A 25440-nucleotide genomic window follows, 5' to 3' on the forward strand; every position below is an offset into this window, starting at 1 on the left:
ATCAAGTGTTTTTTGGTAGGCTTTTCGGTATTAGACATCGCCAGAATCAGCCACCCCAAAAAGGTTTCCTCTAGCTCTTAATGCTACCAGGATCATGGATGCAAGGCTATTGCAGCTATGCAGGCACTCTTACCACTATGAAAAATGAAAATTTTTGTCAAAAGTACAGTCAAACCCAGTAACGGCAAATATTGTGGATATTAATACGCTGTATATTAGTTTTTGATGACTGCTGTGTTGATTAAGCTATCAGGTTTTGTCCAAAGTCCAATTGTCTTTGGCGCTCTGACTAATGACTAATGACTAATGACGGCTGTTAGCTTAAAACTTTTGTTTCTGTTTGATGGAAAGAGGTAGAAAAATCGTGAAAAGATTAGCGCGTTTATTAACAGTGTTTAGTTTGTTACTTAGTTGCTGGGGATGGTTGGGAACAACTCAGATAGCCCAAGCTGCTAGTTTCAACAGTTTTGCTTTTCCCCAAGTCCCAGTTTTGGCAATTGAGCGGCAGAATCGGGCAGACGCTAAACTAGGAACGGAATTTGGTAAAAAAATTGATTTGAATAATACCAACGTCCGAGCTTTTCAACAGTATCCAGGGCTTTATCCCACCCTGGCTAAGAAAATCATCACAAATGCTCCCTACCAAAAGGTAGAGGATGTATTGGATCTTCCCGGATTGAGCGATCGCCAAAAACAAACCCTGCAAGCCAACTTCGATAAATTCACCGTGACAGAACTAGAGCCTGCCTTCAACGAGGGAGACGATCGCTTTAACAACGGCATCTACAGATAACTGCAAAATGCAGTCAATGTAGCAAATAGCAGCCCACTCCTGATTTTAAGTAGTGGGACACGATTATAAGTTAGGAGTTAGGAGTTAGGAGTTATGAGTTAAAAATTCAAAATTCCTAACTCCTCACTTCTAACTCCTCACTTCTGATTTCTCACTCTCCCCTGTGCTTTTACCTTGCCTCAGATAGATATTCCTAGCCAATTTGATGTCTTAGTAGTCGGCGCTGGTGCTGCTGGACTATATACAGCGCTGTGTCTACCAGAGTCTTTGCGAGTCGGTTTGATTACCAAAGAAACTGTTGCTTTGTCCGCCAGTGATTGGGCGCAAGGTGGCATTGCCGCAGCTGTTGCCCCGGAAGATTCTCCCACGCTGCACATTGAAGATACGATCCGCGCAGGTGCAGGTTTATGCGATCGCACCGCCGTCGAATTTCTCGCCCAACTTGCCCCTAACTGCATTCAATCCCTAGTTAACTTGGGGGTTGCTTTTGACCGTCATGGTCAAACCTTGGCTTTAACTTTAGAAGCTGCCCATTCTCGCAACCGCGTTCTCCACGCCGCCGACACCACAGGGAGGGAAGTTACCACCACCCTCACCAACCAAGTATTACGTCGCCCGAATATTCAAGTCATTCAGCAAGCTTTGGCTTTGAATTTGTGGATTGAACCCGAAACTGGTCGCTGTCAGGGAATAAGCCTGTTTTATCAAGGTAAAATCACCTGGATAAGAGCTGGTGCTGTGGTATTGGCAACTGGCGGCGGCGGTCAGGTATTTGCCCAAACCACTAACCCGGCTGTGAGTACAGGTGATGGGGTAGCGATCGCAGCTCGGGCTGGGGCGATCCTCCGCGATTTGGAATTTGTGCAATTTCACCCCACTGCCCTAACTAAACCTGGTGCCGATCGCTTTCTGATTAGCGAAGCTGTACGCGGCGAGGGGGCGCACCTTGTGGATAACGAAGGGCGGCGTTTTGCCTTTGACTACCACCCGGCGGGTGAACTCGCGCCCAGAGATGTGGTCAGTAGAGCAATTTTCAGCCATTTACAACGTACCGCCCTTGATTTGGCGACTGCCCATGTCTGGTTGGATATGCGCCCCATCCCCGCCGACAAGATTCGTCACCGCTTTCCCAACATCATCAAAGTTTGTCAGCATTGGGGCGTTGATGTCTTCCATGAACCAATTCCTGTAGCGCCAGCTGCCCATTACTGGATGGGTGGGATTGTCGCGGATCTGATGAATCGCACAAATATCAAGAGTTTGTATGCGGTAGGTGAAACCGCTAGTACCGGCGTACATGGGGCAAATCGCCTTGCCAGTAATTCCCTACTGGAATGTATTGTGTTTGGGGCGCAGATGGCTAATATTGAGTTGGAAAATATTGGGCTGCCGTCAGAAACACCAGTGCTACCATTACGGAAATTTAGTGTTGATGCTAGTGAGTGGCACATTCAGCAAGCACACCTAGAAGCACTCAGAGAGAAGTTACCACGTCTAGTGTGGGAAAGTGCTGGTATTTGTCGGGAGCAATCAAGGTTGGAAACTGCGATCGCTACTATTGAATCTTGGCAGCAAGATTTCGCTGCCTTGCCTTTAAGTCAATTCTTGCTTGCTTTACGTCCCGCAGAACCAGCTAGTTTTGACATACCAGATGTTGAACGGCAATTGGGACTTTGGGCAGAAACCCGCAATTTATTAGATGTGGCTGATTTAATTCTTAAAAGTGCTGCTTTTAGAACCGAAAGTCGAGGCGGACACTACCGTTTAGATTACCCTCAACCAGACCCAAATTGGCAAGTCCACACACTTGTACAAACACATCATTGGTGGAAATCTGTATAGTTTTGTCTATTTAATTGTCAACTAGACGACTCTCACTGGCTGCTTTACCACAATTAAAAATTGAAAATCTAAAATTCAAAATTGCCATCAGCGAGTGCCGCTACCATGATGACTGTCGGGGCCACCATAATTTGGTGGAATATATGTGTCGTCTTTTAAATTTTGAGAATTGAGTTTGCGGGCGATTGAGGTGTTACTGGTAGTAGCGCCAGCATTAGCACTTGCAGTACTGACCATATTTGTGCAAACGGCAATTTGCGGTATTAGGATGGAAGCAGCTATAGATAATATAATAAACTTTGTGATTCGGAAGTTAGTTTTCATAAATTTAAGCAAATTTACTAATTTTTCATTTAAGAGTGTTTTTTTATTTTCAACCGTATATTTACTGGCTTTTTCGGAAAATAGATTTTTACTTTATTAAATCTTTGCTAGTAGTCTACAAGTAATAGTGGTATGTGCTTGTAGATTAACGTTAATCTGCTGGGATTAAACACTCTTTATACTTAAGTGATATTCTTAAATTTGCTCTTTCTACATCAGTCTAAAGTTAGATATGTTGAGAAATTACTGTGAGCATTGCACTTGATTCACTATTTATTAATAGTACCTTAGTAATATTTTAAGCGCCGTAAGTAAAAACAGCATATTCAGTGAATAATCATGCTGAAAAAAATATCAAGTAATACTTATTTCCTTGTCTAGTTAAGATTTAATTACAGTAAAGATACATAGATATAATACAACGAAATTCCGAGACTACAAGGATTTGAAAAACTATGCAACTATCAAATATCGTAATCAGGCTAGTACGCCCGTAACCCGGATTTCTCACAAAGGTTTAAACGATTAGCCCAAAACGCTTATGCCACTTAGACTTGAGATAAAATCCCCCGTTCACATACTGCTGTGATTCATGCAGTGTCTAAAACGCTCAAAATCTAAGCCTGATAAAGGTTTGGTCATAGCGATCGCACCGCTTGTGAGAAATGCGGGGTAAATAGAGCAACCATTTCAAATCCCTCTCATAGCTTATTCCATAATACTTTTGAATGCGTGAATGCGTGACTTCCGCCTTGCAGTACTAGTAAGTATAAGTATATTTTTATCAAGTAAAAATACTTACTAAATTCAGTTACCTTCCTAATTACCCTTGGTTAATTAAGCAAACTCGTAACGATTTTTACCCAGGCGCTTGGCACGGTACATTGCTGCATCGGCTTGTTTGATCAAAGTTTCACTGTCTTGACTGTTGTATGGGTAGACACTAATGCCAATACTGGCAGAGACTCGGATTCTATTGCCGTCCAAAACAATTGGCTTGTTAATGCTGCTTAAAATTTTTTCGGCGACTTTAGCAGCTATTTGAACATTAGGAATTCCCCGTAAAATCACAGTAAATTCATCACCACCCAAACGAGAAACTCTATCACTAGCGCGTAAAGAGTTGCTGAGTCGTCCAGCAATAGTCATTAGCAAGCGATCGCCCATCTCGTGCCCCAGAGTATCATTGATTTGCTTAAAGCCATCTAGATCAATAAACAGCAGCCCCACCAAGAAGTTGTTGTATTGTGCCCAATGTAACGACTCGTAAAGTTGTTCAGCAAAAAATTTGCGATTGGATAAACCGGTCAGGGGATCGTGATCTGCTAAATAGCGCAAGTGGTCTTCTTTGAGTTTTAATTCATTGTTAGAGCGGAATAGTTCAGCAGCAGTACGCTTGAGATGTTCCTCCTTGAGCTTGCGCTGAGTAATATCTCGGATGACCCCAACTAAAAAGGAATTGCCAGCTGCGTCTTTGTGGAGCGATCGCTTAGTGGCAATTTTATGAGTCTGACCAGCGGCATTTGTAAATTCTTCTTCATGTTCCTGGGGTTGCTTAGTCTGAAAAACAAGCTCATCCTGTTGTCGAAATACATCAGCTTCATGTTTAGGGAAAAAGTCATAATCTGACTTTTCAATTAACAACCTATTCGGATAACCAATAAATTGACAATACGCCTCATTTAAAACGATCCATTGGTGTTGTTGATTTTTCACAAAAATTGGATCAGAAATCGTGTTGATTACGTGATACAAAAATTCTTTGGAACGTTTCCCCTCTTGTTGGATATGGGCAATATGACTGATCATCCAAATAGCTGAACTGCCAAAGCTAAACACTGAGGGAATGAGCGGTATCCACCAACCATATAAGAAAGCTAGATACGCACTCAGGGTTAATACAAAACAAGAAACTAGGATACTCAGCAGGCTTATAATTGCGTGTCCTATCCGCAATGTGGTAATGGCTCCCAGATAAGACCAGATAAAAATCCACAAGTATTCCACTAAGTCAGGCCACACTTTGAGTAATGGTCGTCCTTGCAAAGCAGCTGAGATTAACTCACTAATAAAATAAGCTTGCAGTTGAATTCCAGGTACAGTCTTTGCCGTACCCATTAGACTGCTGGAGTAGGGAATGAATACAAAATCCTGGACACTGGGTGCAGTGGAGCCAATGAGTATAATCCGATCTTTGATTAAGTTTTCTTTGACTTGATCAGCTAGTACATCTGTTATAGATACCTGGGTAAAAGGATAAAATTCTCCAGATGAACTTTGATATTTGGGTTTGGGAAAATTGGTCAAAATTTGGTAGCCTTTATCATCAGCTGCCACATAAGCACCATCATTAGCCTCAAAACGAGTAAATACTGCCTTACCTAATTGCAAATACTCAGGGTTTATTTTTGCTTTGGTGGGAGTAATTTCCTCTGACTTTAAATACAATAAAGCCAACTTCATGGCAAAACTTTCGTGTACCTGATCATCAACGTACCAATACAACAAACTGCGACGTACTTTACCATCAAGATCAAATACCACATTGTTAAAGCCCACTTGATCCTGATTCAGTCCCGGTGGAGGCGAAACACTAAAGTTTTTGTTTTTGTCATTTGTTAGGAGTTCAATACCAATCAAGTTGGGCATTGATTTATAAGCATTACGCAGTTCTTGATTACCAGTCTTTACTGGGAAATTTCTGTAGATATCTAAGCCAATAGCACGAGGTTTGTGGACGTTTAATTTTTGCAATAACTGGGCAATCTTTATATCTGGAATTGGCCACGAACCTACTTTGTCTAAATAGGTTTCATCAATCACTACGATCGTAATACGCTCTTCTGGCGGTTCATCTGGACGTAAGCGAAAAAATTGATCCAAAGCTGCCAACTCCAAAGCTTGCAATAATCCGATGGAGTGCAAAACCAGGATGAAGGCTGCAATGCTGGCGGCAATAATCAATTCTCTGTGTCCCCGACTAAGCGATTGTTTCAGTCTAAAGATTAATTTTACAAAATGGTTGCCTAGCTGCTGATTCATTCCCATTACCTAATAGGGAGAAATATTCTCTATTTCCTATAGCTATTAAGTATCGGACTAAAATAGCTCAAGCGGGAGTTAAATAGAGTTCCTAAGAGGATGTTTTAAAAGTCGTCTTTTCGGTAGCAAAACGTTCTTGATCCCGGCTAGCACATGGCGTGCGCTATCCGGGATCAAAAAGTGCCTAAAATCACAGCCAACCACTTTGAAAACAACCTCTAAGAGTTTTTTCAACTCAGCAAGGTTCTTCAAGACATCGTGGTATTGACCCAGTTGACTATGGGGTGTGAACTACACCGTACCACTAGGTCAGTGTAGCCTTCCCAATTCATTGAAAACCGACGCTGATGCTGACTCAAGTCAATTACTTGAAATACTTGAAGTTACGAGGGCCCGTGTAACCAGAAACTTTCGCTAGTTCCTCTAAGCTTTGGATTCCGCTATAGCTTTTACCATTGATTATCCAAGTGGGGAAGCCTTCAATTTTTGCGGCTTTACACACTTCTGCTATAACTTTCGATCCATTAGGAAAGCACTCTACCTTAATATCATTGTTGATTATTTCCTCGGCTTCTTTACCAAAAAGCAGCTTTTGTTCATGGCAGTGAGGACACCAGTAAGCAGTATATTCCTTCGCCCCTACCTTTGCAAGCTGGCGTGCTAAGGCTATTTCTGCCTCACCAGAAGTAGTGGTAACTTCCCAACCGAATGCCGGGTTAGGATCTACCTTGGGAGTAAAGTTAATCTGTGCGGGTTGTCCAGGAGTTCCAGCTGTAACATCTGATTTATTCACGCCAGCATAGACGCCTAAAGTACCAATCAGCGTCACCATTCCGACAATAATGGCGGTAAAAAAGATTTGTCCAATATCCTCCCAAGTCCGACCGATTATCGTCAGTACCAAAAGACTCAAAGAGAACAAAGCTGAACCGATACAGTAAGGACAAGTAGCTTTAATTTGAGATGCCAGCACGTACATTAAGTAGCCGCTAAAGACAGACATAGCGATCGCACCCGCCAGCAGCAGAAACCACGTCCAATTTTCCAATTGTTTGCGGCGATTGTTTTCCCCTGAGTTGAATACCAAGGGAGCCAAAGCAAATATCACCATACTGGTGTATGCCAAAAACCCAAACAAGGCTAATGGCTGGCCAAAAACCGTTGCCCAAGGACTGGAAAGCACATCATTACAACCCTTAGCACCAGCCTGTGCCACACAAGCTGCACTGCCTCCTGTTAACTTTTCTATGGTGAGATAAGCTGTTGTCAAGGCACCACATCCAGCGATCGCGGCAATCAATGGACGTGACCATTTATGAATCCAAGGAGTAGAACGACGGCGAATCATAAATATTGGGGAATGGGGAATGGGGAATGGGGAATCGGGAATGGGGAATCGGGAATTGCGGAATCGGGAATTGCGGAATCGGGAATAATAATTAATTGTTCGCTTCCTCCCCCTACTCCCTACTCCCCACTCCCCACTCCCTAAGAATGTAACTTCACTTGTTCTGCTGATTTGTTTTCACCTTTGGAGTTCCAATTGCGACGCGCGGCTTCCACAAATTGGCTGACGCGAATTGGATCAATTGGTTGCTCTATGCGTCCGTGACGTTTCAGGGAACTGGAAACTATTACACCATCTGCTGCCTGCATCAATGTATCAATATTTTCCCAATTAGCCCCACTACCGATGAACACTGGCGTGCCAGCTGCTGCACCACAAGCGAGTTCCAAATCTTCTAAGTTAGGAGGGCTACCAGTAGCCCAGCCAGACAAAATAACCCCGTCCGCTAAACCCCTTTCAATGGTGTCTTTCACGGCGACTGTGAGATTTGGAGAACTCAAAGGACGGGCGTGTTTCACCAACACATCGGCCAGGATTTTAACATCGCAGCCTAACTCCCGTCGATAGCGGAGTAGTTGATAGGCTTCTCCCTCAATTAATCCCTGATCGGTTGCCATCACCCCTGTGAGGACGTTGACGCGGATAAATTGCGCCTGCACACAGCTAGCGATCGCCATTGCACTTTTGGCATCGTTTCGCAAAACATTTAAGCCCACAGGCAAAGTCACCAAATTCTGTATCCGCTGCACCACAATGGTCATGGCACTCACAACCACTGGATCGACTTGGTTTTTGGTAAACGGCGCGTCGAAAAAATTCTCCACAATCAGACCGTCAACCCCTCCACTTGCCAGAGCTGCGGCTTCTTGTTCGGCGCGGTCAATCACCGCTTTTAGGCTACCTCCCCAACGCGGTGACGTAGGCAGTGGTAGCAGGTGAACCACGCCAATAATCGGTGAGCGAGTTTTAAATATCTGATATAAGTCCACGTCTTTAATCCGCCTCGCAAAGTCCAGAGTCCAGAATTTTTTGACTATTGAACGCCAGTTCAACGCCACTCCCCTTAAGATCGGGAAAATACGCACCAGACCGGCTCCTCTTGACCCTTGACTCTTGAGTTTTCATTAACTAATCAAATGTGTTTTATAATAGTTGGTTTACTGCCTCCTTCCTCCGATGGAAATGGGCGTGAAACCTCCCATAAGATATGTTAAGATAAAACTTGGCTACAAGAGGAGTTTGCCACTCACTAGACGCAAGGCAGCTTTCCGTGGTTTAGGCTCTCGTCCGCGCCCAGTCGTAGGACTTGCCAATCGCCAGGGTAGCATTACTGCTTTATAGGCGTAGTCGCTTTCGTCGATTTCCCTGAGGGTAGCGACTTCTCACAACAAGCCCTTTGGGCGGCTTCCCGATGGGTAGGTTAACAACGCACACGCTGCGGTAATATAAAATACCAATATGCGAATTGTTAAAAAACATTACAAGTGTCAAATGTACCCAAAGACACTTCAATTTACCCTGGGGAACAGATTGATAAAAATATCATAACATGACCTCTATTTTTATTATTGATAGGGTCATAAGTCCACGGACAGTTGCTGACAGTGGGAATTTGCCAGTGTACTGTTTTCATGAGGATTCTGATAGGAAAAAAGCTTAATTTTGCGCCAGAATGTTTGACTACAAGAAAAAAATGAAGATATTTTCAAAATATGGGTGACAAGCCAACAATTGCCATTTCTCACTTGGGCTGCGAGAAAAATCGAATTGATACAGAACATATGCTAGGACTGCTTGTAGAAGCAGGGTACGGTGTAGATACAAACGAAGAGTTAGCAGATTACGTTATTGTTAATACATGTAGTTTTATTGAAGCAGCGAGACTTGAATCTGTCAGAACTTTGGTAGAACTGGCAGAGGCAAACAAAAAAATCGTAATCACGGGCTGTATGGCGCAACACTTCCAAGAACAACTTTTGGAGGAGTTGCCTGAAGCAGTAGCGGTTGTGGGCACTGGCGATTATCACAAAATCGTAAATGTAATTGAGCGTGTAGAACAAGGTGAGCGGGTTAAACAGGTTAGTATTGAGCCAACCTACATTGCCGATGAAACTACACCGCGCTATCGCACTACAACCGAGGGCGTAGCTTACCTGCGGGTTGCGGAAGGATGTGATTATCGTTGTGCATTTTGTATAATTCCTCATCTTCGAGGGAACCAGCGATCGCGTACTATTGAATCTATCGTCGCCGAAGCGGAGCAGTTAGTTAGTCAAGGGGTAAAGGAAATTATTCTAATTTCCCAAATCACGACTAATTACGGTCTAGATATTTACGGTCAGCCAAAATTAGCCGAATTACTTCGCGCTTTGGGGAAAGTAGATATACCGTGGATCAGAATGCATTACGCTTATCCCACGGGACTGACCCCAGATGTGATAGAGGCGATCCAACAAACACCCAACGTCTTGCCTTACCTGGATTTGCCCTTGCAGCATTCTCATCCAGAGATCCTCCGCGCCATGAACCGTCCTTGGCAAGGACGTGTAAATGATGGGATTATAGATCGCATCAAAACGGCGCTACCAACAGCCGTACTGCGGACAACATTTATTGTTGGTTTCCCAGGAGAAACAAGCGAGCATTTTGAGCATCTACTAGAGTTTGTTCAACGGCATGAATTCGACCATGTTGGTGTCTTCACCTTTTCCTCTGAGGAAGGAACCCCAGCTTACAAGTTGCCAAATCAGTTGCCCCAATTGGTGATGGACGAGCGGCGATACCAACTTATGGAAATCCAGCAACCGATTTCCCAAAACAAAAATCAACAGGAAGTAGGCAAAATAGTTGATGTCCTGATTGAGCAAGAAAATCCTGAAAGTGGTGAATTAATCGGTCGTTCAGGTAGATTTTCCCCAGAGGTTGATGGTCTGGTGTATGTCAAAGGCCAGGCAAAGTTAGGAACCATCGTGCCAATAGCGATTCACCACGCTGATACATACGACCTCTATGGTCAAGTAGTCAATAACTAAATTGTCATTTGTCTTTTGTTAAATGACCCTTACGGGTTTGCCTTTCTGCTGAGGTATTTCCTCATGGGGGGTTTCCCCTAAGACTTTGCTGGCTGACTAATGACTAATGACTAATAACTAATGACTAATGACTAATCCAAAAATCCTTACAAAAAATTTAGGAGAATTAATGACTCTTTCATTTCAAGAATTAGGCATTTCCCAAGAACGTGTCGAACAACTAGAAAAAATCGGTTTCACTGAACCGACTAACATTCAAATGCAAGCAATTCCTCAATTGCTAGCCGGTCGTGATGTCGTTGGTCAATCTCAAACTGGAACAGGCAAAACGGCAGCATTTTCACTGCCAATCATAGAGCGGCTGGATATTAATCAAAAAGCCGTGCAAGCCATAGTTTTAACACCAACTCGTGAATTAGCAATGCAAGTTCACGATGCGATCGCTCAGTTCATCGGCGATGAAGGATTGCGGGTGTTAGCAATCTATGGTGGTCAATCAATTGACCGCCAAATGTTACAACTCAGACGTGGCGTTCACATGGTCGTGGGTACACCAGGACGGGTGATCGATTTGCTCGATCGCGGCTGTTTAAAGCTCGATCAAGTGAAGTGGTTTGTGTTGGATGAAGCCGATGAAATGTTGAGCATGGGCTTTATTGACGATGTGGTGAAAATCCTCTCCCAAGCGCCCGTAGATCGCCAAACAGCTTTATTCTCAGCAACAATGCCACCATCAATTCGGATGTTGGTGAACAAGTTCTTGCGATCGCCTGCAACTGTCACCGTTGAGCAGCCAAAAGCCTCTCCCAACAAGATTAATCAGGTAGCTTACTTGATCCCCCGCCACTGGACAAAAGCCAAAGCTTTACAGCCGATTCTGGAAATGGAAGATCCAGAAACAGCTTTAATCTTTGTCCGCACCAGACGCACAGCCGCAGAACTCACCAGTCAGTTACAATCTGCTGGTCATAGTGTCGATGAATACCACGGAGACTTGTCCCAACAAGCGCGGGAACGCTTATTACTCAGATTCCGTAACCGTCAAGTCCGTTGGGTGGTAGCAACTGATATTGCTGCACGAGGGTTAGATGTCGATCAACTCTCCCATGTGATCAACTACGACTTACCCGATAGCGCAGAAACCTACGTCCATCGCATTGGTCGTACTGGTCGTGCTGGTAAAGAAGGAACAGCAATTTCTTTAGTACAGCCATTTGAGCGGCGCAAGCAGCAAACATTTGAACGTCATAACCGCCAAAATTGGCAAGTATTGACGATTCCCACACGCGCACAGATTGAAGCAAAACACATTCTGAAATTGCAAGAACAGGTGCGAGAAGCTTTGACAGGTGAGCGTTTGGCTTCATTCTTGCCGATTGTCAGCGAACTGATTGAAGAATACGATGCTCAGGCGATCGCCGCAGCTGCACTGCAAATCGCTTACGATGAAACTCGTCCCGCTTGGTTGAACTCAGACGTGGAAATTCCCCAAGAGGAATCTTCCGCTCCCAAACCCAGACTGGGCAAGCGTCGCGAATCTTCCAGCGATCGCCCTCGTTCTGCATGGAAATCAGATAGCAGCAATGGAGATGAAGAAAGACATTCTTCTCCCAAGCCCAAACTGCGGACAAGTGGTCGTGAGTCTTCTGCATCCCCTAGTAAAAAGCTAGGTTAACCTACAGCTAGGGAATCAGCTTCTTAGTCAACAGTTAATCAATTTTGGATTTTAGATTTGAGATTTTTTCTTCAATCCGAAATCCAAATCTAAAATTGGCAAAGTTGAGAGTTAAGAGTCAAGAGTTAAGATTTTGACTTTAGACTCTTGACTTTTTGGCTTTTTGGGTAACTTTTTCTACCAGTTTGTAGCAAGATAAATTAAAGATGCATTCTTCGTGGTCTTATGTTCACTATTCCAGACTTAGAGCAACTACAAGCAGAGCATCCAGAATGGCAGATGGAGCTAGTAGACGGAAATATACTTCTTATGGGGCCATCAGATTATGAATCACAAGAAATAGGTGCTGAGTTAGTTAGATTACTCGGTAACTGGGTGCGCCCACAAAGACTAGGACGGGTGACTGGTTCTAGCGCTGGTTTTATTTTGCCTACCTTAGAAACTGAAAACGGTAAAGAAGCTGAGAACGAAAAACGAAATCTCCGCGCTCCTGATGTATCTTTTGTTCGTGCTGATAGACTGAAAACAAGCAAGCGCGATTTTGTGGAACTGGTGCCTGACTTGATGGTAGAGATAAAATCTAAGTCAGACCGGATCAAACCACTCGTAGAAAAGATTCAGCTATTCCTACAACTTGGATGTACAGTTGGTATCTTGATTGATCCTGACAACTTGACGCTCACAGTTTATCGACTCAACCAAGAACCAATTCTCTTGCAGGACAACAACAAACTGACACTACCAGACTTACTACCAGGTTGGGAGCTAGTAGTGTCAGAACTGTGGCCGCCTGTGTTTGAATAGTTTAGAAATACTACAGCCAAGGACGACTAACTTGTTCTAATTCTCCAATTTCATCATCGCTCAATCTCCAGCCCAAAGCACCAGCATTCTGACGCACCTGTTCGGCTGTCTTCACCCCGGCAATAGGAATAACGTTCCCCTGAGCAATTAACCAGTTGAGAGCAACTTGGGCAGGGGTGCGATCGTATTTTTCCCCGAAGTTGCGTAGCAAAGATATGACTGGGGCAATTTTTTGCAGACCTTCTTTTTTAAATCGTGAGTCTATTTTCCTCGCACCAGTAGGGGTTTCAGTACTATCAATACTGTATTTACCTGTAAGTAATCCCTGTGCTAGAGGACTATAAGCCAAAATAGTCACACCCAACTCACGGGCAGTTGCTATAATACCTTTGCTTTCGACTTGACGAGTGAGTAAAGAATAGCGTACTTGGTTCACAGCCAAAGGCACTCCACGGGCCGCCAATATTTGATGCGCGTCTCGCATTTGCTCTGCTGAGTAATTACTCACACCGACTGCGGCAATTCTACCCTGCTTCACTTCATCCGCTAAGGCATTCATCAAAGTTTTTTGACTTAAAAAGAAAGCAAAAGGCCAATGCACTTGGTACAGGGCGATTTGCTGTAATTGTAAGCGTTTGAGGCTGTCTGTTAAAGCATTAGAGACGGATTGGGCTGTAAATCGCCACGGTAGGGGGCCAAATTTTGTGGCGATTTGTACAGGTTGTTGTGTCTGTTGCAGAAATTGCCCCAAAAATTCCTCGCTCTTTCCCGTTCCGTAGATTTCCGCAGTATCAAAGAAGGTAACACCAGCCTCTAAGGCTGCTGTAAAGGCTTCTTGTAACTGTTCTGGCCCATAGCGATCGCCATAATTCCAAAAGAGTTTATCACCCCAAGCCCAGGTGCCAATGCACAAAGGTGTAACTGCTGGGCCATTTTGCCCCAATGTGATGGTTTCCACGGTTGCAAAATTTAATTTATATTTCTTTACTTTTATAGTCTATCGAAATGGTTGATGCAATATCTTCACAGTGCGATCGCCATTGCCCCCAACTCTTGTTGTGCTGCATCTACGCCCGTCGTAGACATCGCGGCTTGCATAAAGATTTATAAATTACACTTGACAACATATCTATTCTCAGAATTAAGGGAGGCTAATATAACGTTTCCTGGTACAGCTTAACCTCACCCCGATAAAGCCGTGGTTTATCTCCCCTGTCTTAACCCACAAAGAAGGGTTGGGGGCGAGGTTTTGATCTGATGTACTTCATCCACCTGGGAACCGCTATAACCTCCCTTTTATAATAGTTGAGTGTATTTACTTGTATTTACGAATTAGATGATTTATCCTGCTTGGCTTTTTTGATTAATTCCATGTAGACATTAATCTCACTAATTTCTAAATCATGCTCAACTCTGGTTACTTTCCATTTCTCCTTTTTTAGGTAAACTTCCTCTCCGACTCTGGGAGTAAATTGGAGATCATAGAACTTTTTTAGAAAATCTTTTTGGTTTTCTTCCCATAATATTACTTTGACTGGTTCTTTACTCATTGCTTATGCCTTTTTGGTTACTAGATGAAGGTAAGTAGTTTGATGACATACATACGGCAAGTTTATCTTACTAATTCAATGCAATAGCGTAGTTAAAACCACATTTTCACATTGATATTTTTATGTAGCTTGATTGTGCCCGATAAAGTTATAGTGCAATAGCATAACTCTAGTAAGTATTACTCTTAGGTTTACTTTAAAATCTTTTTTAGTGCTGTTTTTGCTTGTATCAGGTTAGAAGGCAATCAGGGGGACTGCATCCAAAACGAGACGCTTCATCCTTGTATCAAATAATCTTCATTATCCTTCGATAAGCTAAAGCTTTGAAGAATACGTCCCTTTACTTCGCAAGAAAGATGCGAATAAGAGGCTCTCAAGACCTTTGATATCGCTGAACTATGCCAAGAATTGATAAGAAATACCGTGCTAAAGTTTCTTACTTTAGCCATTTTTCAAGCTTTTTTACCATTTGCTGCTTTGAGGCGATCGCTCTGGATACCAGAAAAGGGCAATTGAGGATTTTAATCAAGCTCTCGTCATTATTTTATGTGCTTGATTGTGCAGCAATCTGGACAGCTTCTATATCAACATTGAGGTGTTGAGCAATCTGCTCCACACTCATCCCTGTTTTTAGTAACAGAGGCACGGTAAGTTTCAACATTTCAACTTCCCGTTCTTCTCGACCCTCGGCTTTCGCTTCCTGATAAACCCTTGTTTGTTCCAAAGTCAGTCCCAGCATAGCTTCAACTTCCTCTCTACTCAACGAAGAAAACTTATAAACGGCGATTGTGGTTATGATGTCTAGTATTTCGTTTTTCGGCAGTGTGTCCGTTGACTCTAATTTTACCCGCTCAATCAATTGCTTTGCTTGCTGTGCCATTACTTCATCCGATGCTAGAGTCAACTGCATCAAGTTGATACCTATTGGCTGCTGATTAGTCGCGCCTAACTCATCTAAATAGATTCGCTGCACTTGGTCGCTGTTGAGAAATATTCGATGAGTTTTTTGATCCCTTGGTTCCAAAGAGCGTGATGAAAAAATTACCACACAGAACCAGTCATCGTACTGAGAACGATTCCGGTTCAGATACATCAGCGACTCGGTAAAGAACCGATGGTAGAGGGCTTCATCTTTTTGGAATTGAACTTCAGCAAAAAATATCACCCTAGATGTTGCATCCTCTGGAGGTAAAAATACACCATCAATGCGAAACAGCGGTTTCTTTGACTTCAAGTGATTCAAATCGATAGTTTTGCGCTTGTAGAGGAGGATGATCAACCAGTTCAAACAGTAACCCAGGAAAGCGCTTAAAAATTTGATAGTAAATGGAGTCTCGTTTCACTACTTCATCCTAAAATTCTCTCGTTATCCGTAGGCGTAGCCCGTCGTAGACATCGCGGATTACAACCAAGCCATAAAGATTAATCCTAACTTGGCTGAAGCATACGCTAATTGAGGTGTATAATTGCCTGCCAAATAAGTGCCATTGCATCGCAACTTCCATTTTTCGTTCGCTGATTTCGAGCGGCTAGGGTTTATCTTTATTTAAAGAGAGAGAGATTAAATCCGATAAACTATACGAAAAAGTAGCTATGGCAAGCGGTGAAATATTTGATACCAACAAAAAATCCCTATCTGTGCCAAGAGTAAACCTGCTGACCATGTTCCGCCTGGGTTTATTTCAGATGGGGTTGAGCATGATGTCCATTTTGACTCTGGGGGTACTCAACAGAGTCATGATTCAAGAAATAGCAATTCCGGCGACGCTAGTTTCAGTAGTTCTAGCACTGCCTTTATTTGTTGCTCCTTCGCGTGTCTGGTTCGGCCAGATTTCCGATGCCAAGCCGTTATGGGGATACCACCGCACAGCTTATGTTTGGGTGGGTGCGGCAATATTTGCGATCGCAGCATTTTTAGCTGTACAAGTAATGTGGCAACTCAATATTGCCGCTACTAGTGCAGGTACTTGGGCATGGACAAGCCAAACAATCGGCTGGACAGCACTTTTGGCTTTGGTTTTTGCTGTATACGGTCTAGGAATTTGTGCTAGCGGTACTGCTTTTGCTGCTTTGTTGGTGGATATATCTGAAGAAGATAACCGTTCCAAAGTAGTCGGTGTGGTTTGGTCGATGCTAATGGTGGGGATTATTGTTGGGGCAATTATTAGTGGCAGCTTGCTAAAACAGTTAACCCCAGAAGCAACCATAGCAACCTTGCAGCCAGCAATCAACAGGCTGTTTACTATCGTCCCAGCAATTGTATTTGGTTTAGCGATCGCAGCAACATTCGGCGTAGAAAAAAAGTACTCTCAATACTTAACCCGTTCCACACTGGTGAACCGGGAAGACAGCATTACTCTAGGCAATGCTTGGAAAATCTTGACAGCTAGCCCACAAACAGGTATATTCTTCACCTTTTTACTGGTGATGACTATCAGTTTGTTTATGCAAGACCCGATTTTGGAACCTTATGCGGGTCAAGTTTTTAAAATGCCCCTAGCGGAAAGTACCAAACTGAATATTTTTTATGGAACGGGTCTACTGATTGCCTACGGCGTTACTGGCTTTTATATTGTGCCGCGTTTGGGTAAGCGCAAAACTGCACGCTTGGGCTGTATATTGGTAGCATTCTGTTCCTTATTGCTAGGAATATCAGGATTCACTGCTAATCCAGCCTTCCTAAAGCTAGGTTTGGTCTTGTTCGGTTTAGCCACAGGTTTCTTAACTACAGCAGCAATTAGCTTGATGTTAGACCTCACAGCAGCAGAAGCCGCAGGTACGTTTATTGGAGCATGGGGATTAGCGCAGTCCCTCTCTAGAGGAGTGGCGGTGGTAATCGGAGGTACGGTTTTGGATATTGGACGCAAGGTGCTACCTAGCCTAGAGCTAGCTTATGGACTGGTATTCGTTCTAGAAGCCGTGGGAATGGTGCTATCAATTTGGTTTCTGAATCGGGTGAACATCACAGAATTTCAAACAAGTACAAAGCTTGCGATCGCATCTGTTTTAGAAAGCGATTTAGACTAAACTAGAAACTTAACCCAACCCGAATCTACTTAATCTTGGCTCAGGGGAGTCTTTGCGCGAGAATTAACCAATGAATGATTTTTGGACAACAATTCTTGATTTTGCCCAAACTACCACTACCAGAGTGGGCAAGCAGCTAATGCAAGATTTTGGGCAAGTACAGGCTGACCAAAAAGCTGATGGTAGTTTGGTGACGCAAGCAGATAAATGGGCAGATCAGGAAATTCGGGATGCGATAGCTTCTAATTTCTCTGGTTACGGCATTTTGAGCGAAGAGAGCGATCAGTCATTTCCCGGTACAGAGTGGTGCTGGGTAATTGACCCTCTAGACGGTACAACTAACTTCACTCGCGGCATTCCCATCTGGACAATATCTTTGGGTTTATTGTATCGAGGTACACCCATTTTTGGGTACATTTACGCACCAACTTTGAATCAAGCTTTTCATGGTTTCTGGCCAGGTTCATCTGGTTTAGCAACACCAACAGGAGCTTTTCTCAACCACCGCCCCATCCACACTAGTATTGATAGTCCCAGCAATAACCACTTTTTTAACGTCTGTTCCCGTAGCACCGCAATTATCCAAAACAGCTTTCCCTGCAAAATTCGGATGTTGGGTGTGGCTAGCTATAACTTTTTGACGGTTGCGACTGGAGCAACATTAGGTGGTATTGAGGCGACACCAAAAATTTGGGACTTAGCCGGGGCTTGGGTAATTGTCCAAGCTGCTGGCGGTGTCTGGTTATCGCTGAATTCAGAGCCGTTTCCCTTATCATCAGGAGAAGATTATAGCGATCGCTCTTTTCCCACTCTTGTAGTTAGTCGCCCAGAATTAGTTCCGGTATTTCAACCTTTTCTCAAAGGCGTAAAAATATAATTTGCCGCTCGGATGTCTGGAAACAGTGATTTATGTCAACCAGCTTAGTGGACGGCGGCATATCGATATTAAACTTAACAAAACTCTAGTCAAACAAAGAATTGACTATAAATAAACCTGGTGATAATCCTGATTGAAGTGTAAGACCAGTGTAGTTAATAATTTCAGTAGTTTTGTAGCTTAAGTTACACTGATTAAGTTAGTATCAATAATTTTATGTTGGCTAATCTAGATTTAATTCGAGAGTTTGTGCAAAGCTCTATCGAGAAAAAAGAAATTTTGTTATCAAATCTTTCTTTGACAGCGCAAACAGTGTATAAGACCAACCAACTAGCAGCGAAATCTGAAGGCATAATTGCCACCGCCCAACTATCTAATACCTTACCTGAATTCTTGATTTATTCAAAATCATCCCAATGGGAATTTATAAATGAGGCATTAGCAGAATATGGTTATCTCCTCAAAGGAGAAGTAGATAGTCGGGGTTTCTATCAGTATGAATACTGCGAAGTTCCCAAAGGCTATCAGATGCACTGTACTAAATCTGTCTTTCTATGGCGAGCTTGGTGGAAATATCGCAAGTATAGTTTAAGACCAGGGATTCCGTTGGAACTTTTGATCAGAACACGAAATTCATGGTATCCAATCCGAGATTTAATTATTAGCAACAGACTTCTTTATATCAAAACTTTAGGAAGTGAGATAGCACTTGACTCAGATGACTTGGTTACTTGGTTAAACAAAATTGACGACTTAAAGTGAGTAATTGTTGAAAAATGCTGAGTTTTTTTCGCTTACTTTGAGACTATGACTCTAACTGGTTTTTAATAAACTGTTTCATCTTCTTTACGCCATGCTGGATCAACAATACAAATAAATACCAGAGGTTCGATGCCAGAGTTAGAAATAAATTGCCGCGTGTTAGGAGGAATATACACAGTGTCTCCCGGCTGAACTATTTGGGTTTGATCATCAATGTGCATTTCTCCGGTGCCACTGAGAATATAATAGACTTCTGAGGTAGAGAGCGAGTGGGGTTGAGAGGTTTTTCCGACTGGGAGTGTTGCATGAGCCAAACTATAGCGCAATGCCAGAGGTTGCTTATCTGGATGTAGCAGTTCTCGCAGAATGGTGTTATCTCCTGCGATGAATTCTGGACAGTCTTGAAGTTTTTGAACTAGCATCAATGAATTTTTGGTTTGAGCTTTTCAATCTCACTATAAAAGTATAAGCCCACTTCCCGCACTTCATTTTGTAATATACGCAGATTACCAAATATAGCGATGCTTAGGTTGGGCTGCGCCTACGCTATCTAATCACAAGCATAGCCCACCAATAATCTCACTATTGACTTGAAAAAGAGCCGCAATGAGGAGCATTTCCAACCACAACCTCAGTTATTGATAAACTGCACCATCAGGCATAATTGCCCCAGCTAAGTTAGCACCAATTAGTTTAACCAGAAGGCGCTCGCCAGAGCGAATCCGCGCTCCCGTCAAGTCGGCTCCTCGCAAGTCGGTTCCACTGAGATCCGCTCCAATCAAATTAGCACCACGTAAATTTGCCTCCCTGAGATCCGCTAAAAGTAGGTTTGCCCGAAATAAATTTGCTTCAGATAAATTTGCACCTCTGAGGTTGACTTTGTGCATAAAAGTATCGCTGAGATTAGCACCACTCAAATTGGCATAACTCAGATTTCTGCCAGATAAGTCTTTATTGCTCAAATTTGCCCGACTGTAGTCTTTACCGCTCAAGTCTGAGCTTTGCTTTGGTGGTTTCTGGATTGTTTGAGATGGTTTTTCCTGTTGAGGTGGCGGTGAGTTAAGCGTGGTTTGATGTTTGGTTTTTAGAGAGCGCAACTTTTCACGAGCTTCATTTATGGCTTTGAGCTTGTCTTGTGCTTTCTGCTGTAAACGGAGATTGTCTTTGGGAATGCGATCGGGATGCCAAACAAAAACTAAATCTTTGTAAGCCTGGTTCACTTCCTCAAGTGTTGCCCCAGGCTCTAATTCCAAAACTCTATAGTACCGCTCCAGATCGCTCATACGATATTTTGGTGAACAATCAACTTAATTATCAGTGATGGAGCCATCTATTCGCTGCATCATTTGTTATTGATCATGGGGCATTGGGTATTTGTCAGAGACAAGGAAGACAAAAAGAGAAGTCTGTTGAGCGCCAAAAACCGGCGTTGGCGCAGCCTGTCGCAGGCATCAGAACTTCCCAAACAGGGGAAAGACAAGCAAAAAACTTGTTGAATAATCCCCGTCCCCTTGTCTTTCTGTGCTCAAGAACTGCTCCCTCATCTCCCTATCTCCCCATTTCTCCATCGAGCGATCGCTCTTAAATATGCTCCAACTGGAATCTGATAGACTTCAATAAAAATCCAAACAATAATTGATAAATGTGATAAGAAAGTTAATATTGTCCAAATATATGGCATCCAGGTAATAGGTTCCTTGAGATTAGCAGGAAAATAGTAAGCTACCATGCCAATTAAAGTAGTGGGAAGAATTACAAAAACTGCTGCTGCTAGTCCATAACCCCAACCTAATTCCACACCTTCTAGCTGGCCTTCTGTCCAACTAAACCCATTCCAACGCCAACTTAAGGGTGGTTGCCTAGAAGGCATCTTGATTTGCTGTAGTTCTAAGTTGACTGTAAAAATCTCATGGCAAAAGTCACAAGCCATAGCTTCCATCAATGGCATATGAGAAATCTTACCTATCCGACAGACTGGGCAGGGGTAAACTCCATAATAGTCGAAAGATTGGGCTAAGATTTTGGAACTGAGCATAATGATGAAACCGATGATCCTAAAAAGTTGATCTCTTCAATGAGGACTTGAGAAAGAATAATCTATGACGATTGTCAATTGCCTGCAATAACCTTTCGCAAGGTGAGGTGACAAGTCAGGAGAATTTAATTTTAACTTCTCAACCCTGTTTGGAACTTCTCAGGGACTCAAGCCACCGCCGAGAGTTCTCTGTGCTTACCTTGAGTTGGCTATATTCTACTCATTAGAGAATGGCCATATTCGGAATTTTTAGATTTTTCACCATTGATTTATGATCATTTACACTACCCATTAGTCATGACACAACAATATTTGTAAACTATATAACTATGGCGATGTCCAATAACAAGCCGCTTTCTTCGTCTACGCAAACAAGCAACTAATACTTCACCACACAATCAGAACAGGGCGTGATTTTGAATTTTGCAAAGTGTTACTAGTACTTTGTGAAGCTAGTGCAAGAGGGTTTGTAGTGAGTTAGGGCAAGAACAGGGGTTTCCACGCCACTTGCGACTAACTTTCCCGTTGGGTAAGCAGAAAGCGTGCTTAGAAAATAAGGACGCTTTCTGCTTACTACCTACCAACTTGCTTACCGATCAATTTAAACTTGACAGCTACTAGTCTTGATCCCCACAGTTGTACTGAGTCTATCGCTTTTTTAGAGGTTGTGGGGGTCTTGACACCGCCAACTCTTCCTGTTAATGTTACTGTACATAGGTTTTTGGATTAAGTTTTTTTCAGCCAAAGCGCCACGAAAATGTTTAGCAGAAATTCCTACTTTTATTTTTGGTTTAGGGTGGTTCACCGGGGGTGAATCGAGTTTCCTAACGGAAACCGCCCGGTGAACCGCAGAGCGAACTCTGCGGTTTTTGTTTTTTTAAGGAGAATTTCATCGTCATGACTTATTGTAGTAGCTGGTTTTATGGCTTTTACTTTTGGCCCAGAGTAAGTTCCGGGTAAATAGCGTCATGCCGATGAATCAGAACGCGCCCGGAACTCCTCAAAGGTTTCGGGCTTTTTTGTTGTTAGTGGGAGTGGGGGGAGTAAGAATTTTAGATTTTAGATTTTGGATTTTGGATTAAATTTCAATTCTTTAATCTAAAACCCAAAATCCTTGGATTGAATTGCCCAATACTTAATACTTAATTTTTTAGGAGAATGAAACCATGATTAATGCCAAACTTGCCGCACAATCTCATCCGAATCACCAGACAATTGTTAAACTTTCAGAAAAAGTCGCTTTCGGGGGCAAAGAACTGGTAATTATTGGCGGCCCCTGTACCGTTGAAAGCTTAGAACAAATGGTGAGAGTCGCCCAAAAGCTATCTACTGCATCTGTGCAGGGGTTGCGTGGCGGTGTCTACAAACCCCGCACATCTCCTTACGCTTTCCAGGGTATGGGAGAGTCAGGATTAGAGATTTTAGCAAGGGTGCGATCGCATTACAATATGCCAGTTGTCACGGAGGTGATGTCAATTTCCCAAATTGAAGTAGTTGCCGCCCACGCTGATATGCTGCAAGTTGGTAGCCGCAATATGCAAAACTTCGACTTGCTCAAAGCTTTGGGACAAGCTGGTAAACCAATACTGCTCAAACGTGGTTTAGCAGCGACAATTGAAGAATTCGTCATGGCTGCTGAATATATCCTCAGCCACGGTAATCCTAATGTGGTGTTGTGCGAAAGAGGTATCCGCAGCTTCGATGATTACACTCGCAATGTCCTAGATTTAGGGGCAGTGGCAGCACTCAAGCAAATCACTCATCTGCCTGTGATTGTAGATCCTTCCCATGCCGTCGGTAAACGGGAACTGGTGGCACCTGTGACTAGGGCGGCGATCGCTTGCGGTGCAGATGGGTTAATTATTGAATGTCATCCAGAGCCAGAAAAATCTGTTTCTGATGCCCGTCAAGCACTTTCTTTAGAAGATATGGTGCATTTAGTTGATAGTTTAAAGCCTGTCGCAACAGCCGTTGGGCGGAGTATATCAGAAGCGATCGGGGCGGGTTTGGAACCTGCCCCGATTTTTTGTGCTGCTTAAATTTCAGTTGAGAGCGTAGTTTACCGCCAACTCTTCTCTACGAGAGGCTGCGCCAAGGAGACGCTGTTCGCGTTCGGCATCGCTTCTGCTGAATGTCTGAGCCAAAAGATTTATTTTGGCTTAACGACAAACAGCGATCGCATTCGCAAAATAAAGTTGTTCATTAATTGAACTGTAGCTGCAAATACTAAAGTTTTAATCCTACCTTTAAAAAAGCTAAGACTGAATTTAGCAACAAAACTAGTGCAACAATTTCAGGAATTAACTCAATGCTTGAATGGGTAACTAATACTATCAACTATTTTGGCTATTGGGGAATCGCCCTACTAATGTTCCTAGAGAACCTTTTCCCCCCCATTCCTTCAGAATTGATCATGCCATTGGCTGGATTTACAGCAAGTCCATACCAACCAGGAGGAGCAAAGCTGAATATCATTGGAGTGTTTTTTGCAGGGCTTTTGGGTTCTGTATTGGGCGCACTTATTTGGTATTATCCGGGTAAGTTTTTAGGCGAAACCCGTTTGAAGGCTTGGGCTGACAAGTATGGCAAATGGCTGGCTATATCCAGTAAAGATATCACCAAGGCTAAAGAGTGGTTTGACCGACAAGGTAGAAAAGCAGTATTAATTGGTCGTCTTGTACCGGGAATCCGCACCTTGATTTCTGTTCCCGCAGGTATCAGCAATATGCCTTTGCTACGATTTTTGTTTTACACAACATTAGGTAGCGCTGCTTGGGTGGGTTTGCTAACATACTCAGGATATGCGTTGGGTAGTCAGTATGAACTTGTGGACAAGTACCTTGCTCCTGTATCCAAAATCGTACTTGGTGGTTTGGTTTTGGCATTTGTTTTCTGGATATTCAAGCGCCAGTTAAGACGTACTAAAAGATGAAACATGGCGGCTTTTGGTTTGAAAGCAGTAAAAGCAGGGGTTACATCTGGCCAAAATTAGCCTACACTATGCCAAATAATACTAGATGTACGTTGGCATAGTCTACCGGAGGTTTCGCCGGAATTAATTTTTGGCGTATTTCTAGCTACACTTGACGCAATCTAGAATTTCTGGTTGCTCGCATTTTTGTAAGATCAGCATGACAACTTTTTACAGTTAAGTTTGAAATAGGAGCTTTCATGACAGACCAACCTTCCGCCGCTACCCCAATGAATGCCGCTGCTATACCCATGAATAGAGCAGCAGTTCCCATAAATGCAAATCCTGTTAATAATCCCAACCCAGGCGCGGGCAACATTCCAGGAAAAACCATTCTCAGTGTTGATTTAGGTAGAACTTCCACAAAAACTTGTGTGAGTCGCGAACCAAACAATGTGGTGTTCGTACCTGCCAACGTGAAGCAAATGTCAATAGAACAAGTACGCGGTGGTGTTTTTGAAGCTAGGGCTACTGATCCCTTAATGGATTTGTGGCTGGAGTATCAAGGAAATGGATATGCTGTTGGTCAACTGGCAGCAGATTTTGGGGCAAATTTAGGAGTCGGCCAATCTAAGGTAGAAGCTGCACTGGTAAAAGTGTTAGCAAGTGCTGGCTACTTCAAACTCAAAAATGATATCTCAGTCGTACTCGGTCTGCCTTTTCTTTCCTTAGAGCAATTTGAAAAGGAAAAAGCACAGTTGATTAGCCAAGTAGGTGGCCCTCATGTGTTGAACTTCCGAGGCGAATCTGTATCGCTGAACGTCAGTAAGGTTTGGGTAATGCCAGAGGGCTACGGCAGCCTACTGTGGTCTGAAGCTCAACCGAAGAAAAGTCCTGGCAGTCCCGATTTTACAAAAATATCGGTGGCGATCGTCGATATTGGACATCAAACCGTCGATCTTTTGATGGTAGATAACTTCCGTTTTGCCAGAGGTGCTTCTAAGAGCGAAGACTTCGGGATGAATAAGTTTTATGAATTGGTGTCCGCCGAAATCGAGGGAGCAGATAGTCAATCTCTAGCGCTGATTTCCGCCGTTAACAAACCCAGAGGTGAACGCTATTACCGTCCTAAAGGCGCTAGCAAGCCCACCAACCTAGACGATTTTCTTCCCAACCTTACGGAGATGTTTTCTCGCGAAATCTGTAGCCGTGTGCTAGCCTGGTTGCCAGAACGTGTCACCGATGTAATTCTCACTGGAGGGGGTGGTGAGTTCTTCTGGGACGACGTTCAACGTCTGCTCAAAGAAGCAAAGATTAATGCTCATTTAGCAGCACCTTCACGACAGGCGAATGCTTTGGGGCAGTATATTTATGGAGAGGCACAATTATCCTCCAATCGCGCTGCTAGGGCATAAAGC

General features: G+C 43.3%; 24 protein-coding genes. 12 read left to right on the forward strand and 12 right to left on the reverse strand.

What is annotated here, in order from left to right; genetic code table 11:
• Positions 1-364: 364 nt before the first annotated feature.
• Complete coding sequence (gene psbU, locus HWQ23_RS22535; protein ID WP_292833066.1) at positions 365-793, forward strand: photosystem II complex extrinsic protein PsbU; 429 nt, start codon at positions 365-367, stop codon at positions 791-793.
• Between the two features lie 174 nt (positions 794-967).
• Complete coding sequence (gene nadB / locus HWQ23_RS22540; protein ID WP_292833069.1) at positions 968-2635, forward strand: L-aspartate oxidase; 1668 nt, start codon at positions 968-970, stop codon at positions 2633-2635.
• 87 nt (positions 2636-2722) lie between these two features.
• Here nadB and HWQ23_RS22545 read toward each other — a convergent pair whose 3' ends face one another.
• The 4 genes from HWQ23_RS22545 to btpA all read right to left on the reverse strand — a co-directional run bounded on the left by HWQ23_RS22545 (position 2723) and on the right by btpA (position 8338).
• Positions 2723-2959, reverse strand: coding sequence for a hypothetical protein (locus HWQ23_RS22545; RefSeq protein ID WP_292833072.1), 237 nt, complete (start codon positions 2957-2959; stop codon positions 2723-2725).
• Positions 2960-3796: 837 nt separating this feature from the next.
• Positions 3797-6001, reverse strand: coding sequence for a CHASE2 domain-containing protein (locus HWQ23_RS22550; RefSeq protein WP_292833075.1), 2205 nt, complete (start codon positions 5999-6001; stop codon positions 3797-3799).
• A 364-nt stretch (positions 6002-6365) separates the two neighbouring features.
• Complete coding sequence (locus HWQ23_RS22555) at positions 6366-7349, reverse strand: vitamin K epoxide reductase family protein (protein ID WP_292833078.1); 984 nt, start codon at positions 7347-7349, stop codon at positions 6366-6368.
• Positions 7350-7489: 140 nt separating this feature from the next.
• Positions 7490-8338, reverse strand: coding sequence for a photosystem I biogenesis protein BtpA (gene btpA, locus HWQ23_RS22560; protein ID WP_292833166.1), 849 nt, complete (start codon positions 8336-8338; stop codon positions 7490-7492).
• Positions 8339-9061: 723 nt separating this feature from the next.
• Between btpA and rimO the strand changes: the two genes are divergently transcribed.
• The 3 genes from rimO (at position 9062) to HWQ23_RS22575 (ending at position 12860) form a co-directional block, all read left to right on the forward strand.
• A complete protein-coding gene (gene rimO, locus HWQ23_RS22565; protein WP_292833081.1) occupies positions 9062-10381 on the forward strand; it encodes a 30S ribosomal protein S12 methylthiotransferase RimO in 1320 nt (439 codons plus the stop codon).
• 169 nt (positions 10382-10550) lie between these two features.
• Positions 10551-12056: a DEAD/DEAH box helicase gene (locus HWQ23_RS22570; protein ID WP_292833169.1), complete on the forward strand. Its 1506-nt coding sequence runs from the start codon at positions 10551-10553 to the stop codon at positions 12054-12056.
• 225 nt (positions 12057-12281) lie between these two features.
• A complete protein-coding gene (locus HWQ23_RS22575) occupies positions 12282-12860 on the forward strand; it encodes a Uma2 family endonuclease (RefSeq protein WP_292833084.1) in 579 nt (192 codons plus the stop codon).
• A 10-nt stretch (positions 12861-12870) separates the two neighbouring features.
• Here the strand turns inward: HWQ23_RS22575 and HWQ23_RS22580 are convergent, their stop codons facing one another.
• Positions 12871-13818 (reverse strand): aldo/keto reductase, encoded by a 948-nt coding sequence (locus HWQ23_RS22580; RefSeq protein ID WP_292833087.1) that lies wholly within the window; start codon positions 13816-13818, stop codon positions 12871-12873.
• Between the two features lie 54 nt (positions 13819-13872).
• On the opposite strand from HWQ23_RS22580, the gene HWQ23_RS22585 reads away from it, so the two are divergent.
• On the forward strand, positions 13873-14040 hold the full coding sequence (locus tag HWQ23_RS22585) for a hypothetical protein (protein WP_292833090.1): 168 nt from the start codon (positions 13873-13875) through the stop codon (positions 14038-14040).
• A gap of 145 nt (positions 14041-14185) precedes the next feature.
• Here HWQ23_RS22585 and HWQ23_RS22590 read toward each other — a convergent pair whose 3' ends face one another.
• The 4 genes from HWQ23_RS22590 to HWQ23_RS22605 all read right to left on the reverse strand — a co-directional run bounded on the left by HWQ23_RS22590 (position 14186) and on the right by HWQ23_RS22605 (position 15903).
• Positions 14186-14410 (reverse strand): hypothetical protein, encoded by a 225-nt coding sequence (locus HWQ23_RS22590; RefSeq protein ID WP_292833093.1) that lies wholly within the window; start codon positions 14408-14410, stop codon positions 14186-14188.
• Between the two features lie 544 nt (positions 14411-14954).
• On the reverse strand, positions 14955-15653 hold the full coding sequence (locus tag HWQ23_RS22595; RefSeq protein ID WP_292833096.1) for an Rpn family recombination-promoting nuclease/putative transposase: 699 nt from the start codon (positions 15651-15653) through the stop codon (positions 14955-14957).
• Positions 15613-15753, reverse strand: a complete 141-nt coding sequence (locus HWQ23_RS22600; protein WP_292833099.1) for a DUF2887 domain-containing protein — start codon at positions 15751-15753, stop codon at positions 15613-15615. Before HWQ23_RS22600 ends, HWQ23_RS22595 begins: the two co-directional genes overlap by 41 nt.
• Positions 15754-15762: 9 nt before the next feature.
• Positions 15763-15903 carry a hypothetical protein gene (locus tag HWQ23_RS22605; protein WP_292833102.1) on the reverse strand — a complete coding sequence of 47 codons (141 nt, stop codon included), beginning with the start codon at positions 15901-15903 and terminating at the stop codon, positions 15763-15765.
• Positions 15904-16003: 100 nt separating this feature from the next.
• Between HWQ23_RS22605 and HWQ23_RS22610 the strand changes: the two genes are divergently transcribed.
• From HWQ23_RS22610 to HWQ23_RS22620, 3 genes are all read left to right on the forward strand, one after another.
• Positions 16004-17437 carry a BCD family MFS transporter gene (locus HWQ23_RS22610; RefSeq protein ID WP_292833105.1) on the forward strand — a complete coding sequence of 478 codons (1434 nt, stop codon included), beginning with the start codon at positions 16004-16006 and terminating at the stop codon, positions 17435-17437.
• A 70-nt stretch (positions 17438-17507) separates the two neighbouring features.
• Complete coding sequence (locus HWQ23_RS22615; protein WP_292833109.1) at positions 17508-18314, forward strand: inositol monophosphatase family protein; 807 nt, start codon at positions 17508-17510, stop codon at positions 18312-18314.
• Positions 18315-18530: 216 nt separating this feature from the next.
• Positions 18531-19076 carry a hypothetical protein gene (locus HWQ23_RS22620; RefSeq protein ID WP_292833112.1) on the forward strand — a complete coding sequence of 182 codons (546 nt, stop codon included), beginning with the start codon at positions 18531-18533 and terminating at the stop codon, positions 19074-19076.
• Between the two features lie 62 nt (positions 19077-19138).
• Here the strand turns inward: HWQ23_RS22620 and HWQ23_RS22625 are convergent, their stop codons facing one another.
• The 3 genes from HWQ23_RS22625 to HWQ23_RS22635 all read right to left on the reverse strand — a co-directional run bounded on the left by HWQ23_RS22625 (position 19139) and on the right by HWQ23_RS22635 (position 21111).
• On the reverse strand, positions 19139-19498 hold the full coding sequence (locus tag HWQ23_RS22625; RefSeq protein WP_292833115.1) for a cupin domain-containing protein: 360 nt from the start codon (positions 19496-19498) through the stop codon (positions 19139-19141).
• A 213-nt stretch (positions 19499-19711) separates the two neighbouring features.
• Positions 19712-20359 (reverse strand): pentapeptide repeat-containing protein, encoded by a 648-nt coding sequence (locus tag HWQ23_RS22630; RefSeq protein WP_292833118.1) that lies wholly within the window; start codon positions 20357-20359, stop codon positions 19712-19714.
• A gap of 257 nt (positions 20360-20616) precedes the next feature.
• Positions 20617-21111, reverse strand: coding sequence for a hypothetical protein (locus HWQ23_RS22635; RefSeq protein WP_292833121.1), 495 nt, complete (start codon positions 21109-21111; stop codon positions 20617-20619).
• A 1166-nt stretch (positions 21112-22277) separates the two neighbouring features.
• Here HWQ23_RS22635 and aroF point away from each other — a divergent pair.
• From aroF to fcmB, 3 genes are all read left to right on the forward strand, one after another.
• Entirely contained in the window at positions 22278-23150 is an 873-nt protein-coding gene (gene aroF / locus HWQ23_RS22640) for a 3-deoxy-7-phosphoheptulonate synthase (RefSeq protein ID WP_292833124.1), read from the forward strand.
• A 269-nt stretch (positions 23151-23419) separates the two neighbouring features.
• Positions 23420-24043: a DedA family protein gene (locus HWQ23_RS22645; protein WP_292833127.1), complete on the forward strand. Its 624-nt coding sequence runs from the start codon at positions 23420-23422 to the stop codon at positions 24041-24043.
• A gap of 239 nt (positions 24044-24282) precedes the next feature.
• A complete protein-coding gene (gene fcmB / locus HWQ23_RS22650) occupies positions 24283-25437 on the forward strand; it encodes a filament morphology actin-like protein FcmB (protein ID WP_292772190.1) in 1155 nt (384 codons plus the stop codon).
• Positions 25438-25440 lie beyond the last annotated feature (3 nt).

Origin of the sequence: Nostoc sp. JL33 (genome assembly GCF_017114985.1) — a bacterium.
Taxonomy (GTDB): domain Bacteria; phylum Cyanobacteriota; class Cyanobacteriia; order Cyanobacteriales; family Nostocaceae; genus Nostoc.